General features: G+C 60.4%; 15 protein-coding genes and 1 riboswitch. Of the genes, 7 read left to right on the top strand and 8 right to left on the bottom strand.

Features of this window, described 5'->3' with window-relative positions; all coding sequences use genetic code 11:
- Positions 1-73 precede the first annotated feature (73 nt).
- Entirely contained in the window at positions 74-976 is a 903-nt protein-coding gene (gene lpxO, locus VNZ65_RS21895; protein ID WP_061938231.1) for a lipid A hydroxylase LpxO, read from the bottom strand.
- 160 nt (positions 977-1136) lie between these two features.
- Positions 1137-1309, top strand: a riboswitch (yybP-ykoY riboswitch).
- A 111-nt stretch (positions 1310-1420) separates the two neighbouring features.
- Between lpxO and VNZ65_RS21890 the strand changes: the two genes are divergently transcribed.
- The gene (locus VNZ65_RS21890) at positions 1421-2425 is read left to right on the top strand and encodes a sodium:calcium antiporter (protein ID WP_325672826.1); all 1005 of its coding nucleotides are present in this window, start codon (positions 1421-1423) and stop codon (positions 2423-2425) included.
- 20 nt (positions 2426-2445) lie between these two features.
- Here VNZ65_RS21890 and VNZ65_RS21885 read toward each other — a convergent pair whose 3' ends face one another.
- Positions 2446-2769, bottom strand: a complete 324-nt coding sequence (locus VNZ65_RS21885) for a YnfA family protein (protein ID WP_325672824.1) — start codon at positions 2767-2769, stop codon at positions 2446-2448.
- Positions 2770-2896: 127 nt separating this feature from the next.
- Between VNZ65_RS21885 and sugE the strand changes: the two genes are divergently transcribed.
- Positions 2897-3217 carry a quaternary ammonium compound efflux SMR transporter SugE gene (gene sugE / locus VNZ65_RS21880; protein WP_325672822.1) on the top strand — a complete coding sequence of 107 codons (321 nt, stop codon included), beginning with the start codon at positions 2897-2899 and terminating at the stop codon, positions 3215-3217.
- 14 nt (positions 3218-3231) lie between these two features.
- On the opposite strand, the gene VNZ65_RS21875 is transcribed toward sugE, so the two are convergent.
- A complete protein-coding gene (locus VNZ65_RS21875) occupies positions 3232-3552 on the bottom strand; it encodes a ribbon-helix-helix domain-containing protein (protein ID WP_325672820.1) in 321 nt (106 codons plus the stop codon).
- A 71-nt stretch (positions 3553-3623) separates the two neighbouring features.
- Positions 3624-4205 carry a DJ-1/PfpI family protein gene (locus tag VNZ65_RS21870; RefSeq protein WP_092416454.1) on the bottom strand — a complete coding sequence of 194 codons (582 nt, stop codon included), beginning with the start codon at positions 4203-4205 and terminating at the stop codon, positions 3624-3626.
- A 260-nt stretch (positions 4206-4465) separates the two neighbouring features.
- Between VNZ65_RS21870 and folE the strand changes: the two genes are divergently transcribed.
- Positions 4466-5092: a GTP cyclohydrolase I FolE gene (folE, locus tag VNZ65_RS21865; protein ID WP_325672816.1), complete on the top strand. Its 627-nt coding sequence runs from the start codon at positions 4466-4468 to the stop codon at positions 5090-5092.
- A gap of 72 nt (positions 5093-5164) precedes the next feature.
- Here folE and VNZ65_RS21860 read toward each other — a convergent pair whose 3' ends face one another.
- Entirely contained in the window at positions 5165-6409 is a 1245-nt protein-coding gene (locus VNZ65_RS21860; protein ID WP_325672814.1) for an MFS transporter, read from the bottom strand.
- Positions 6410-6589: 180 nt separating this feature from the next.
- Entirely contained in the window at positions 6590-7498 is a 909-nt protein-coding gene (locus tag VNZ65_RS21855) for a LysR family transcriptional regulator (protein ID WP_325672812.1), read from the bottom strand.
- A 125-nt stretch (positions 7499-7623) separates the two neighbouring features.
- Between VNZ65_RS21855 and VNZ65_RS21850 the strand changes: the two genes are divergently transcribed.
- The 3 genes from VNZ65_RS21850 (at position 7624) to VNZ65_RS21840 (ending at position 12422) form a co-directional block, all read left to right on the top strand.
- On the top strand, positions 7624-8508 hold the full coding sequence (locus VNZ65_RS21850; RefSeq protein WP_325672810.1) for an MBL fold metallo-hydrolase: 885 nt from the start codon (positions 7624-7626) through the stop codon (positions 8506-8508).
- Complete coding sequence (locus VNZ65_RS21845) at positions 8502-9224, top strand: DsbA family protein (RefSeq protein WP_325672808.1); 723 nt, start codon at positions 8502-8504, stop codon at positions 9222-9224. The genes VNZ65_RS21850 and VNZ65_RS21845 overlap by 7 nt, the downstream gene beginning before the upstream one ends.
- A gap of 381 nt (positions 9225-9605) precedes the next feature.
- A complete protein-coding gene (locus tag VNZ65_RS21840; protein ID WP_325672806.1) occupies positions 9606-12422 on the top strand; it encodes an autotransporter domain-containing protein in 2817 nt (938 codons plus the stop codon).
- Positions 12423-12530: 108 nt separating this feature from the next.
- Here VNZ65_RS21840 and VNZ65_RS21835 read toward each other — a convergent pair whose 3' ends face one another.
- Positions 12531-13691, bottom strand: coding sequence for a saccharopine dehydrogenase family protein (locus VNZ65_RS21835; protein ID WP_325672804.1), 1161 nt, complete (start codon positions 13689-13691; stop codon positions 12531-12533).
- A 155-nt stretch (positions 13692-13846) separates the two neighbouring features.
- Here VNZ65_RS21835 and VNZ65_RS21830 point away from each other — a divergent pair, with 155 nt between their 5' ends.
- Positions 13847-14293: an Lrp/AsnC family transcriptional regulator gene (locus VNZ65_RS21830; protein WP_061938265.1), complete on the top strand. Its 447-nt coding sequence runs from the start codon at positions 13847-13849 to the stop codon at positions 14291-14293.
- A 176-nt stretch (positions 14294-14469) separates the two neighbouring features.
- Here VNZ65_RS21830 and VNZ65_RS21825 read toward each other — a convergent pair whose 3' ends face one another.
- On the bottom strand, positions 14470-15330 hold the full coding sequence (locus VNZ65_RS21825; protein ID WP_325672801.1) for an NmrA family NAD(P)-binding protein: 861 nt from the start codon (positions 15328-15330) through the stop codon (positions 14470-14472).
- Between the last annotated feature and the right edge of the window lie 22 nt (positions 15331-15352).

The raw sequence follows: 15352 nt of genomic DNA, 5'->3' as shown, positions 1-15352 counted from the left end.
TTGCAAAAGAGACGGAAACAGGCGCAAAAAAGCCGCCCGCAGGCGGCTTGCTGAAACGTGTCCGGCGTAGCGATCAGAGATAGATAATGGCCAGCACAACGCCGATGATCAGCCCGAACTTGATGCACATGTATAGCGGCTTGCTGAATTTCTTCAGGCGGCGGCGGTACTGTCCTGCAGCCCAGACGAAACGGAACAGCTTGTTGATGCCGCCGGTCTCGTCGCCGGTTTCGTTGGGCGAGGCCGCCGCGCTCATCATGTGGCGGCCGAGCCAGCGGTTGATGGCTTGCGCCCAGCGGTAGCGCATTGGCCGCTCGATGTCGCAAAAGATGATGATGCGGTTGCTGTCGCAGCCGTTCTGCGCCCAGTGGATATAGGTTTCGTCAAACACCACGCCCTGGCCGTCGCGCCAGCTGTAGCGCTGCTGGTTGACTTCGATGAAGCAGCGGTCGTCGTTCGGCGTCACCAGGCCGAGGTGATAACGCAGCGAACCGGCAAACGGATCGCGGTGCGGATTCAGAGTGCCGCCCGGCGCCAGTTCGGCAAACATGGCCGCCTTGACGCTCGGCGTGCGGCGCAGCAGCGCCACCGTCTTCGGGCAGAACTGCTCGGCCGAGGGATGGCTGGCGTCATACCATTTCAGGTAGAAGCGTTTCCAGCCGGCCTTGAAGAAAGAGTTGAAGCCGGCGTCGTCATTCTTTTCCGCGGCGCGGATTTTTTCCAGGCCGATCAGGCCCTGTGCTTCATCGCGGATGGTTTCCCAGTTGTCTTCCAGGATCTTGAGGTCGGCAAAGGTGCTGGTCGGCAGGTAAGGCGTGTTGGTCGGCACCTTCGAGAACATGTACATGAAGATGTTGAGCGGCGCCATGATCGACGAATGGTCGAACAGCTGCCGGAAAAACGGCAGGCGCGCCTTGCCGCGAAAATGGACATACAAGACCGACAAAATGAAAATACTGACTACTGCCCATTTCATAAAAATGTGCTCCGTTACAAATAAGCCGCCATTTTATCTCTTTTGCGCCTGTTATCTGTTATCCAAGCCGTTTGTTACCTGGCTTGTTGCGCAGGAGAATGTTTAAGGGGGCGGCGGCTATCATTGCCGCCGGTAATATTTCAATGATAAAATTGCGGCTCCTTAGGGGAGTAGCCGCCTTCGAGTCTTTCGAAGAGCACATGTCAACATACTTGGCGCTGTATCCAATTTACGCCATGGCATGCGCGACCGCACGGTTTGGCAAGACCTATGGTGCATGTCCTTTACCCGGCCGGGCGAAGGCGTCGCGCCATTCGTCAGTGCCCGGCCCTCAGGATGTCCCATGCTTAATTATCGCCAATGGCAGTGCCGGCGCACTGCTACAGCCAGCTTTTCCTCTGTATCGCTTGTCTTGTCTCCTGCATTCGTGGCCGAGGTGTGCGCATGATGCTCGCTATCGCCTTGCTGCTCGGCTCCGCCGTGGTCATCTACTTGTCTTGTGAATATTTCGTCAACAGTATCGAGTGGGTAGGACGCCGGCTCGGCATTGCCCAGAGCGCGGTAGGCACGGTGCTGGCGGCGTTTGGCACGGCCTTGCCGGAAAGCGTGGTGACCTTTGTCGCCGTGGTGTTCGGCCGCGATGCCGCGCACCGCGAAATCGGCGTCGGCGCGGCCCTCGGCGGTCCACTGGTGCTGGCCACCATCGCCTACGCGGTGGTGGGACTGATGTTCATCCTGAACCGCAAGAAGCTCGGCAATATCCTGCTGTCGGCCAGCGCCGCCGCGCGCCTGAGCCGGGATCAAGCCTGGTTCATCGGAATTTTCATCGTCAAGGTCGGCCTCGGGCTGGTGGCGTTTGCCATCAAGCCTTGGCTGGGCGTATTTTTCCTGCTGGCCTACGGTGTCTACATCTGGGGCGAAATGCGCAAGGAGGAAGATGCCGATGCCGAGATCCACGAGCTGGAACCGCTCAAGTTCCGCCCCCACGATCCACAGCCGGTGCTGGGCTGGGCGCTGCTGCAGACACTGGTGGCGCTGGTGGTGATTTTCCTGAGTTCGCAGCTGTTCGTGCATCAGCTTGGTGAAATTTCACCCTGGCTCGGCATCTCGCCGCAGCTGACTGCCTTGCTGCTGAGTCCGATTGCGACCGAGCTGCCGGAAATCCTGAATGCCGTGATCTGGGTCAGGCAGGGCAAGCAGACGCTGGCCTTGAGCAATATCAGCGGCGCGATGATGATCCAGGCCACCATCCCGACCGCCCTGGTGCTGATTTTTACGCCGTGGATGCTCAGTCCCGCATTGATTTGGGCCGCCGCCGTGACCATGATGTCGATGTTCGGTTTATACGCGCTGCTGCGCAAGGGCATGCTGAGCGGCGGTATCCTGGCGCTGTTCGGCTTGCTGTATGTGGTGTTCGCCGCCGGCCTGGGATGGATCGGCGTGCACTGATCCGTTAGATCGCTTCCTTGTCAGGTGCGCGCGCCCAAGGCGATCACCGCCGCGCCTGACAATGCGAGTCCTGCTCCTAGCAGATCGGTCCAGCGTGGCGCAATGCCGTCGACGCTCCACAGCCAGAAAATCGCCGTTGCGATATACACCGCGCCATAAGCGGCATACACGCGGCCGCTGGCGGCAGGGTGCAAGGTCAGCAGCCAGACGAATATCGTCAGGCTGATTGCCGCCGGCAGCAGCAGCCATGCCGAAGCTTTGTTGTTGAGCCACAGCATCGGCAGATAGCAGCCGAGCAGTTCGGCGATGGCGGTCAGCAGGAACAAGCCGAAGGTTTTTGTCATGGCGCTTAAAAAGAGTGGAGGGGCAGGTAAGCGGCGAAACCGCTATACTAATATTCTTTTGATATCCGGTGCCTGGACGACCTGGCACAGCATTCTATCCGGGGACGACCCCACTACTGGAGGTCGCATGGCCTGGATCATTCTCTTTCTCGCCGGCTTAGCCGAAATCGTCTGGGCCGTCGGCCTCAAATACTCTGAAGGTTTTACCCGCCTCTGGCCATCCGTGATCACGGTGACCGGCATGGCCATCAGCATCTGGCTGCTGGCGATCGCGATGCGTACCTTGCCGCTTGGCACCGCCTACGCGGTATGGACCGGGATCGGCGCATTGGGCTCCTTCATTGCCGGCATCATGCTGCTGGGCGAGACGGCCAGTCTGGCGCGCATCGCCAGTGTCAGCCTGATCGTGCTGGGGCTGATCGGCCTGAAGCTGTCGACTGCGAGCTGAATCGCTAAGGGCCTTTAGGCTGAGGCGCTGACTTTGGTCGCCGCCGTGGCTGCCGTAGTTGCAAACCCGGCGTGGGTTTTCAGGCTCTGGTAACGCAGGCAGGTGACGCGCAAAAACGATGAAAAGTTGCTGGCTTCGCCCAGATGGGTAGTGACTTCGTCGTGCAGCTTGGCGATCAGCTGGTTGGTGGTCAGGTCGTTATCCGCCGCCAGTTCCGCCAGGGTTTGCCAGAACAGGTTTTCCAGCTTGATGGTGGTGATGACGCCCATGATGCGCACCGAGCGGGCGCGGGACTCATACAGTATGGGATCGGCCTGGGCATAAATCTGACACATCGGACGCCTCGTTTCTTGCGGTTGTGCATGCTGGTAAAAGTGCGGCCGCACAGGCAGCCGCACGCTGGCTATCATAACTCGATGCGGGTCCCCAATGCAGCCAGGAACAGCGCCAGCCAGGCCGGATGTGCAGGCCATGCCGGCGCGGTCACCAGATTGCCGTCGCGATGCGCCGCCGTGACATCGATTTCGGCATACTTGCCGCCGGCCAGCTTGACTTCCGGTGCGCAGGCGGGATAGGCCGAGCAGGTTTTACCTTCCAGCACGCCGGCCGCCGCCAGCAATTGCGGGCCATGGCAGACCGCGGCGATCGGCTTGTCGGCGGCGTGGAACTGCTGGACGATTTCGATCACGCGCGGATTCAGGCGCAGGTATTCCGGGGCGCGGCCGCCGGGGATCAGCAAGGCGTCGTAGCGGCTGACGTCGACGTCGCTGAACGCCGCATTCAAGGTGAAATTGTGGCCGGGCTTTTCGCTATAGGTCTGGTCGCCTTCAAAGTCATGGATGGCGGTGCGGATCTGGGCGCCGGCGGCTTTGTCCGGACACACCACGTCGACCTGGTGGCCGACCATCTGCAAGGCCTGGAACGGCACCATCAGTTCATAATCTTCAACGTAGTCGCCGGCCAGGATCAGGATTTTCTTTGCGCTCATGATGGTTCTTTCAGTGAGGTTGGTGGGGCAGGGAAGGTCGAGTATGGGACCATGAAAACTTGTGCAGGTAATAACCGGGTATTACTGCGCCAGGTTTCGATGTTGCGTCGCGCAAACGACATGTTTTGACTAATCGAATGCACTAATGCGATAGCTGAATTACACTGTCGGCATTGGCCGCGGCGCTTGACCGCATTGATTCAGCATAAGTGTGCGGCTGCACAGCGGCAAGTAAAAATTATTTTAGAAAAGGTAAGCAGATGACCTCAAAAGATTCATTGCCGGCGACGGCGGCTAGCACCTTGCCGGAACGTCCAAGCCGGGCCGAGGCGGAGTCGGCGATTCGTACTTTGCTGCGCTGGGCCGGCGACGATCCCGACCGCGAAGGCCTGCTGGACACACCGGCGCGCGTGGCGCGCGCTTACGAAGAGTTCTTTGCCGGCTACAGCAAGGATCCGGTCGAGATCCTGTCGACCACGTTTTCGGAAGTGGAAGGCTATGACGAGATGGTGGTGTTGACCAACATCCGTTTTGAAAGCCATTGCGAACATCACATGGCGCCTATCATCGGCAAGGCGCACGTGGCCTATCTGCCGGACCGGCGCGTGGTGGGGATTTCGAAGCTGGCGCGCCTGGTGGATATCTATGCGAAGCGTCTGCAGATCCAGGAAAAAATGACCGTGCAGATCGCCGATACCCTGCAGCAGGTCTTGCTGCCGAAGGGCGTGGCGGTAGTGATCGAGGCATCGCATGGGTGCATGACCACGCGTGGCATTCATAAGCCAGGCACCAGCCTGGTGACCAGCCGCATGCTGGGCGCGTTCCGCGACGATCCGTCGACACGGCGCGAATTCATGAGCATCATCAGCCAGAAACGCAGCGAGTAAAGCTGTCTCTATACGCGGACGCCGGCCGGGGCCGGCGCCGGAAGCGCAGGCGTTGCGCTTCCGGCAATCTGCTCAGATCAGCGGTCCCGTTTCTTTCTCTTCATGGCCGGTCACCCGCGCCTGCATGGCGCGCGCCACCACGCTGCGCGACAGGTACCAGTACAAGCCGATGACAGCGGTCGAGAACAGCGCAAAACCCATCATTCCTGCATATAGATAAAACACCTTGTACAGTTCGATGCCGACGCCATACAGGGTCATGTTGATCATGCCCATGGTGGCGGCCACGGTCGCTTTCGAGACCGGACTTTCGGTCAGGGTGAAGCGGATCATCACTGCCGCCGACAAGCCTTCGCCGAAGGCAATCACGCTGATTGCCGCCACCAGGAAATAAGGCTTGTCGAGGAAAGCCGCGCCGAGCAGCATGATCAGGATGCCGAGTGCGATCGGGTAGAGCGCGATCTTGATTGAACTGCCCAGGCGCCAGCGGTCGACCTGGCGCGCCAGCAGCAGGTTGCCGGCGATCAGGCAGGCGAACACCGGAATCTGCCAGTAGCCGTATTCGATCACGCTCAGATGGCCGTCGGCCACCAGGATTTCCGGCGACATCGCGATCCAGCCGATCAGCGGAATCGCCAGCAAGGGCATGCACATCGCCGCCTTGACGAAATGGCGGTTGCCGACCACTTCGCGGTAGTCGTGCCAGATCTGCACCAGCGGCAGTTTTTCCTTGCGCGGCTTGACGGTTTCCGGCATGTGCCGCGCCAGGCCGATCAAGGCAATGGTAGCGATCGCGGCGATGAACACGAACACCATGCGCCACGGCAGCAGTTCAATCATGAAGGCCCCGGCCACCGGACCAATCAATGGCGCGATCAACGCCACATTGGCCATCAGCGCAGTGACCCGGATCGCCGCCTTTTCCTCAAACGCCTCCTGCACCACGGCATAGCCGACGGAAGAGATGAAGCACAGGCCCATGCCTTGCAACACACGCAAGACAATGAAGCTTTCGATGCTGCGCGAAAACAGCGTCGCCAGGCAAGCCACGATGAAAAACAGGGTGCCGCCCAGCATGACAGGGCGGCGGCCGATACGGTCCGAGAGCGGCCCGAACAGCCATTGGAAGATCGCGCCGCCGACCAGGAAGGCGGTCATGGCGGAGGCCATCCAGGCCGCGCTGGCGCCGAATTCGCGGGTTACCGTCAGCATGCCGGGCTGGATCATGTCGTTGGCGATGTACACCGAAAATTCGAACAGGACCAGGGCCAGCGGGAACATCAGCGTGTTGCGGGTAAGCGTAGAAATTTTTTGCATTGTTTGATTCGCTTGGTAAAGACGGGGTGAAGCTATAGAGCCAGAGATCGGGCATCGCGCCGGGCTGCGGTGGCCGGCTTGCGATTAGGTACAGGGTGCTGATCCGGCGAGGGCGGCAAAGCCGCACATGGCGTCAGCGGGTGAGGTTGTCTGGCGCAATCGCCTGAAGAAATGACGTAATCAATGGACCGGCGCTTCCCAGCCGGAGTCTGCGCTGAATTCCTCGACCAGAAAATCGAGCATGGCGCGCAAGATGGCAGGCATTTGACGGCGCGAAGCATAGACGCCGTAAATGCTCAATTCGCGCGGGCGATATTCGCCGAGCAGCGCCCGTAGTCTACCACTATGCAGCAATCCTGAGGCGGCGTGCAACGGTTGCAGTGCGATCCCGGCGCCGCACGCCGCCGCTTCCAGCAATACCGACGATTCGTTGGCGCTCATGTTGCCGCCCACCGGCACCGCGAGCGGCACGCCATCCTTCTCGAACTCCCACAGGCTTTTACCGAAGTAGGAATAGGTCAGGCAGTTGTGCAGGGCCAGGTCTTCGATGGTCTTCGGCGTACCGTGTTCTTGCAGATAGGACGGCGCCGCCACCACCACCGAATGGCACACCGCCAGCTTGCGTGCGATCAGGTTGGGGTCGAGCGCATTGGTGATGCGGATCGCTAGGTCGATCCGCTCTTCGATCAGGTTGACGGTACGGTCCACCATCAGCATGTCGATCGCGGTGCCAGGATAGCGCTTGAGGAAGCGGGTCAGCAGCGGCACCAGATAAGTCTGTCCCATCGACATGCTGAAGGTCAGGCGCAAGGTCCCTCGCGGCGTGTTCTCAGAGGCTGCGGCCGAGGATTGGATGTCGCCCGCCATGTCCAGCATTTGTCTGCAGCGCGGCAAGGTGTCGCTGCCGGCCGAGGTCAGGCTGAGCTTGCGGGTGGTCCGGTGCAGCAGGCGGGCGCCCACCCATTGCTCCAGCTCGGCCAGGTAGCGCGACACCATGGCGCGCGACATGTCGAGCCTGTCGGCGGCAGCGGTCAGGCTACCCTGGTCGGCAACCTCGACAAAGACTTGCATCGCGATCAGTCTGTCCATGGCTATTCTTGTCTATGTATTCAATTAGATCGATTCATGCAACAAACTATGCATCATTTTAGGGTTTTTTGCATCGTTTTTGGCAACTATGATGATGGTTCTTTCACCGCACTCAGGAGATATCGATGTTCAAACCTACTGTATTCCGTTCGCTGCTGGCAGCTGCCGCCGGCCTGATGATAGCTGCCGCCGCCAGCGCAGCGCCGCAAGCGCTTAAGCTGGAAGTCTACAATCCTGGCGCCAGCGGCATTTTCCCGGTGTCGTCCGAATTGATAACCGGCAAGACTGACGCCATCGTCATCGATGCCCAGTTCGACCGCGCCAGCGCCGGGCAACTGCTGAAGAAGGTCCAGGATAGCGGCAAGAAACTGACCACCATCTACATCAGCCACGGCGATCCCGATTACTACTTTGGCCTGGAAGTACTGACGGCAGCTTATCCAGACGCCAAGGTCGTGGCGCCGGCGCCGGTGGTCGCCCACATCAAGGCCACCATGGATGGCAAGCTGGCGTTCTGGGGTCCCAAGCTGGGCGCCAATGCACCTAAGCAGCTGATCGTGCCGGAACCGCTGGAAGGCAACACGCTGACCCTGGAAGGCCGCAAGCTGGAAGTCATCGGCCTCGACGGCGCCAGCCCGGACCGCACTTTCGTCTGGATTCCATCGCTGAAAGCCGTGGTGGGCGGCGTGCTGGTGGTCGGCAATGAGCATGTGTGGACGGCCGATACCCAGACCCTGGCCGCGCGCCAGCAATGGATCAAGATGCTCGACCAGATCAGCGCCCTGCATCCGCAAGTCGTGGTGCCAGGCCATTTCAGCGCCGGTGCGCCGCAGAACATCGCATCGGTGCGCTTCACCAAGGACTATCTGAAAACCTATGAAGCCGAGACCGCCAAGGCCAAGGATTCCGCAGCCCTGATCGAAGCGATGAAGAAGCATTACCCGAACCTGGACGGCGTCTCTTCCCTGGAACTGGGCGCCAAGGTCAGCAAAGGTGAAATGAAATGGTAGAGCGCAATCATTGCAGCGACGACAGCTGCGCACTGCCCGGCGCAGCTGACGCAGGGGCTGGCGGCGCTGCGGCAACGGGGGCTGCCGGCGGCACCGTGCTGCATTACATCTACGATCCCCTTTGCGGCTGGTGCTATGGCGCTGCGCCCTTGCTGAAAGCGGCGCAAGAGGTCGACGGCCTTGCCATCGCATTGCATGGCGGCGGCATGCTGAGCGGCAGCAACCGCAAGCAGGTCAGCGCGCAGTTGCGCAACTACGTGATGCAGCACGATCACCGGATTGCAGCGATGACCGGCCAGCCGTTTGGCGACGGCTACTTCAACGGTTTGCTGCTGGACACGAGCGCGGTGCTGGATTCGGATCCGCCGATCACTGCGGTGCTGGCCGCCGAAGCTTGCGGCGGGCTCGGGCTGGCCATGCTGGCGCGGATCCAGACCGCGCATTATGTAAATGGCTTGCGGGTCGTCGATGCTGCAGTGCTACGTGGGCTGGCCCTGGAAATCGGTCTTGATGCGGCCCTGTTCGACAGCGCGTTTGCGGCTCACGGCGGCGCTGCCGCCCAGGCCCACATCACTGCCAGCCGGGCACTGCTGAAGCAGGTTGGCGGCCAGGGGTTTCCTACTTTTGTTTTGCAGCGCGGAGAGCAATTGCAGATGCTGGATGCCGGACGTTTCCTGGGACAGGCGGAAGCCTGGAAAGAGGTTTTGCAGGGCTGATGGCGCTCCCGCAGGGATAGCTGCATGTCGATAAAAAGTCTGCCGCGAGGCAGGCTTTTTTTTTGTTCTGATCGCTTGCTTCGATGAGCGAAAAACGCTGGATTCAAGAATGTTTCTTATTTGGTATTTAGTTGTTAGTCTGCAGTCAATTAATGACAACTACTTGCTATTTTCTACTAAAGATGACGATCTTGCATGCGGCGATTTCACAACAATTTACAGAAACTGCTCATTTTTTTAGCATTTAATGACAGCCTTGCATTGTATCTGCGATGGGCCAACGGTATCTTTGCAAGCAAATTTTCACCACGTAATTTAGCGTAAGACAGGTACGACTTTTCCAGACCGTGTTTGCCGCAAGTTATTCAATCGAGTAGATCCATGAATCGCAAACATACCAGTCGTTTTCCTTTGTCAGTCGTTTCCGTAGCCGTTCTTAGCACGCTCGCAGCCTGCGGCGGCGGTGGCGGTGGTTCCAGCAACCCCGATGGCGCCCAGCAGCCAGTGTCCACCAATCCAGCGCCGGCCACGCCAGCGCCGACAGCGGCGGCGCCAGTCCTCAGTCCCAGCGATCCAAGCAACGCCAATGCAGCGCATGCACGCGGCATCACCGGCGCTGGCGTGACGGTAGCGGTGGTCGACACCGATTTCAATGTCTCCGATCCGGAGTTTGCCGGACGCCTCACTAAATACGTCTACGCCAGCGGCGGCGCCGGCAATCCGCACGGCAGCGAAGTGGCGGAAGCGCTGGGCGGCAGCACTTACGGCGTGGCGCCGGCGGTCAGCATGCTGGGGGCCGCGGTCGGCACCGGCGGCGACAATGTTTCTTTCACCAGCCCGGTGTACCAGGATCTGTTCAACAAGGGCGCGCGCATCTTCAACCAGTCGAATGCCTTCGGCTCGATCGCCACGCCGGGCGGCAACGGCCCGACCTTCTACAATATTTATCAGCCGTTCGTCAGCCAGGGCAGCCTGTTTATCTGGGCTGCCGGCAATGACGGCAGCGCCCATCCCAGCCTGACCGCCGGCTTGCCGGCTTTATATCCGGACCTGCAAAAGGGCTGGCTGACCGTGGTGGCGGTGAACGCTGTCGGCGGCGCGCAAGGCTACAGCAGCAGCGACACCACGCCGGGCGTGATTTCCAGCTATTCCAACCGCTGCGGCGAAGCCGCCAACTGGTGTCTGGCGGCGCCTGGCGATTTCATCTCGGCGACGGCCGGCGGCCGCGTCTACGGCACCTCGTTTGCGACGCCAGCGGTTACTGGCGCGGCAGCGCTGGTGCAGCAGACATTTCCCTGGATGAGCGCTGACCAGATCCGCCAGACCATCCTGTCGACTGCCACCAGCATGGGCGACACCGCCACTTACGGCTGGGGCTTGCTGAACGCTAGCAAGGCTGCCAGCGGACCGGGCCTGTTCGATACACGATTGACGCTGGGTGGCAATTTCGTCGCCAAGTTCGACTCTGTCAGTTCGACCTTCGGCAACGACATCGGCGGCAACAGCGGCTTGCTCAAAGACGGCACCGGCACGCTGACGCTGGCGGGCAATAATACCTACAGCGGCGCCACTGAAATTCTCAAGGGCACGCTCAATGTCACCGGCGCGGTGGCCACTGCGGTGACCATCGATGCTGCTGGCGTGCTCTCCGGCGACGGCGGCAAGGTCGGCGGCAGCGTCTTCAACTACGGCCGTCTCAGCAATACCGGCAACGGCATGACCATCAACGGCAATTACACCGCCAGCGCCAGCGCCGTGCTGGCCAACCAGTTCAACTCGACCTTGACGGTGGGCGGTAACGCGGCGCTCGGCAATTCGCACCTGGTCGCCACCACGCCGGCCGGCAGCAGCGATCCGTCCGGCTATGTGGCGCAGCAGGTCGGCGTCAAAGGCAAGGTGCTGACGGCTGCCAATGGCGTCACCGGGCAATTCCAGGACGTTTCGTTTGAACATGACGGCACCGCCTTCAATCCGGGCACTTTCCTGAGCGCGACGCTGGGCTATACGCCGACGGAAGTCGACCTCACCATCGCGCGCAACAATGTGCAGGCGGTTGCTGCGCAAGCCTTTGCTGCCGATCCTACCCGCACCAGCAGCGCCGCCAACGTCGAACAGGGCCTCAAGGCCGCCGACGCCATGGTCGCCAGCGGTAACACCGGCGGCAATAATGCAGCGTTCCTCAGCAGCGCCGCGGCCATCCAGCGCACGGCGGATATTGCGGCTGCCGGCCAGGTATTGGACAGTTTGTCCGGCCAGATCTATGCCTCGTCGCAGGCCCTGACTTTCCAGCAGTCGCAAGCCATCAACCGCGATTTGTCGAATCGCCTGGCGCTGCTGGGCAGCCCGATTTCGTCGGACGCCAAGGCCGGTCTGTGGGCTAGCGTGATCGGCGCCACCGGCAAGCTCGGCCAGTCCGGCTATTCCTCGGCCGATACCTCGACCTGGGGCGGCCAGTTCGGTTTCGATACGCATCTGAATGACAAGGCGATCGTCGGCGCCGCACTGTCCTATTCGGAAAGCAAGGCCAGTTTCGACCGCTTCGGCGGCGCTTCCGACAGCCAGAACACCAGCCTGTCGCTGTATGGCCGCTATGCACTGAGCAAGGACGGCGTGTATGTCTCCGGCCGCGCCGGCGTCGCCAGCATCAGCAGCAAGATCAACCGCACGGCGCTACTTGGCAGCGAAACCGACAGCCTGTCCGCCAAGCATAACGACAGCATGATTTCGGCCTATGCTGAAACCGGCTACGTGCGCCAGTTGTCGCCGACAGCGACGCTGACGCCGTTCGCCGGCATCAGCTACGACCGTCTCAAGCGCGGCGGCTTCACGGAAGCCGGCAGCGCCTTCGGCCTGACCGCCGGCAGCAACACCTATCAGCAGACTGCGAGCGTACTGGGTTTGCGCGGCGACACCAAATTTGACTGGTTCGGCGGCGCCAGCAACCTGCAAGCTTATGCTGCCTGGCAGCACGGCTTCAACAGCGGCAACCTGGATTTCAACGCGGCCTTCGTCGGCGCGCCGGCTGCCGGCTTTAGTGTGCAAGGCATCGGTCTGGCGCGCAATAGCGGCTGGGCCGGTATCGGTATCACTACCGCGGTCAGCCGCAAGTGGAGCTGGTATGGCAATTACGATGCGCAGTTCGGCAAGGGCGGCGTAGTCAACAATGTCTTCTCGCTTGGCGCTCGCATGTCCTTCTGATTTTCCGAAGCCATTGCGGGTGACAAAAAAACGGCCGGTATAACTCTCGCGAGCTATACCGGCCGTTTTACATGATGCTGTCTGTCTGTCGGCTTGCTGGCGCTCAGCTTAAGCAACCGCTTTCAATTTGTTGAAATCGGTATTGCTGGCAGGTGCAAAGCCGCCGTGGCCAGGCGCGTGGCTGGCGTAGAACTGGCCGAAGCGGTTGCCCAGGAAGTCGGACAAAGTCGCTTGTTCCTGGCGCACGAAGCCGCTTTGCGGCAACACACCGGTCACTACCAGGTCCACCATCGCGCAGATGCCGGCCGCGGTAGTCAGCTGGATCGCCGACAGCAACTGGCCGTTGACATGCTGGCTGTAGATCTTCTTGGCATAGGTTTCTTGCTCAAGGCGGCCATCGCGCATGCCGCTGACGCTGACGAAAGTCAGCACCACGTCTTGCTTGGTGATTGGAATCGAAGTTTCCAGCACTTCCTTCAGGATCGGACGGCGATCCAGCTTGCCCAGTTGCAGGTCGCGCACCAGGATCTTGATGATGTCGCGATGGCCAGGGTAGCGCACGGTCTTGTAATCCAGGTTCTGGATCCGGCCTTGCCAGCTTTCGCACAAGGTGCCGAGACCGCCCGAGGTATTGAAGGCTTCGTAGTCGATGCCGTCCAGCGAGAAATGCTCCAGCTCTTCCAACGGCGAAGTTTCGCGCAGGGTGCCGTCGACAATCGCTTCGCAAGGATTGCAGTACTCGTTGATCAGGCCGTCGGTGCTCCAGGTCAGATTGTATTTGAGTGCGTTGCTCGGGAAAGTCGGCAGCGCGCCCACGCGCATCTTGACGTCGTGCAGGGTTTCAAAGCGGTTGGCGACATCGTTGGCGACGATCGAAATGAAGCCTGGCGCCAGGCCGCATTGCGGCACGAAAGCGGTAGTCGAATCCTGGGCGATCGATTTGACGAAGCGGGTGCTCTCGACATCTTCGGTCAGGTCGAAGTAGTGCGAGTGGGCAGCCTTGGCTGCCGCTGCGATGACTGGCGTCAGGAAATAAGGGCAGGCCGACAAGGTGACGTCATGGCCGCTGATCAGCTTGGTCACGGTAGGGGCGTGCGAAATGTCCGCCAGGATCGTGGTGACGTTGGGAAAGCCCGCTTGCTTCACGTATTCCAGACGTTGCGGATCGCGGTCGGCCACGGTCAGGATATAGTCGCCTGTATGCGACAACAGGTTGAGGATGGCGTCGCCGATCTTGCCGGCGCCTAATAGGATCAGTTTGGTAGTCATGTCGTCGCTCACTCTTGGTTATTTAGTTATGGCCAATGCCGCTGTTCTGCTGACACCATTCTAAATTCAAGCAAAGTCAGATAATAGAGTGTAAATAGTCGTCAAAATGTATAATAACGATACAATTTGACGACTATTGAAGATGGATTGTAGCGATGAGAGAGAAACTCGACGAAGTCGACCACAAAATCCTGGCCTTGCTGATGGACGATGCCCGCCTTTCCATGGCGACCGTCGCCAAGCGCGTCGGTATTGCCCGGACTACCGCGATCGCGCGTCTGGCGGCGATGGAAAAGAAGGGCGTGATTGCCGGTTACGGCGTGCGCCTCGACCTGGAGCTGTACCAGCCGGCGGTGCGCGCCTATGTCGGCATTTCCATCGATTCCCGCAACGCACCACTTTTAGTGCAGCAGTTGCAAAAAATGTCACAGGTCGAGACCTTGTGCGCGGTGAGCGGCGTGATCGACTACATGCTGACCTTGCGCTGCCAGTCGACCGACGAGCTGGACCGCCTGCTGGACCAGATCGGCGCCATGGAAGGCGTACGGCATACTTCGACCTCGATCATCCTGAGCAAGCGCATTGACCGCGGCCCGATTTGACAGCTCCGGAAGATATGTGATTTATCTATAACTGTTATACAAATAATAAAGCAGACATCCATGCTGCACTGCCATATAGTTACACCTGTCTCCTCCAACACCTCCTAAGGTTTGGATTCAACCCGCTACCGCAAGGTCAGGCGGGTTTTTTTTTGCCCTGGCAAATAGCAGGCTGCTTAAACGGCCTGCGCCGCCAGCAATTGCTTTAGCACCGTGGCCAGCGCCACCTCGCCTTTACGCGCTGTTCCGGCAAATTCGATCCAGCCCTGGTTAAAGCCGTCCAGCATCCGCATGCGCGGCTCCGGATCGGCCGCGCCCTGGGCGCTGAAAATATCGCGCCAGGTCTCGCGCGGCACGGCCTCCATGCGTACCGGCTGCGCCAGCAGTTCGGCAAAGGTGGCGGCGATCTGCTGCGGCGTGACCCGTTCCGGTCCCTCCAGTTCAACGATACGCCGGCCTTGCCATTGTTCCAGCAGTAATTCCGCCGCTACGCTGCCCACGTCGGCAGTGGCGATCATCGGCACCGGTTTGTCCAGCGGCTGCAGGAAGCTCGGAATCACGCCGCCGTTGCGCGCCGGCGCCACATCCCACAAGGCGTTCTCCATGAACCAGGCTGGCCGCAGGAAGGTCAGCGGCAGATCCAGCTTGCCCAGTTCGGTTTCCATGATCTGCAACTGGGTGAGCAGATTGGTTTGTGTCGCCTGCGCGCCGATCGTCGACAGGCACACCGCTTTGGCTGGCCTGGCCGCAGCCAGCGCCTGGTATAGCGCCGCCACGATGCGCCTTACCTCGGGAAAGCCGGGCGACGGCGCAAAATTCGACGGCATCAAGATGAATACGCCGTCGACGCCGCTGAACGCGCTTTGCAGCGCCGCCGCATCGTTCATCTCAGCCAGAGCCACCTGGCAGCCTTGTTTTGCCCAGGGTTCGCCCTTGGCGGCATCGCGTACTACGGCGCGTACCGCATGGCCTTCTGCCAATAGGGCGCGGGCCACTGCGCCGCCGACCTTGCCGCTGATACCTGTGATTGCAAACATTTCATTTCTCCTGTTGAAGACG

This window comes from Collimonas sp. (genome assembly GCF_035566555.1).
GTDB lineage: Bacteria > Pseudomonadota > Gammaproteobacteria > Burkholderiales > Burkholderiaceae_D > Collimonas.
Note: the sequence above shows the minus strand (reverse complement) of the source record. Positions and strands in the feature narration are given on the sequence as shown.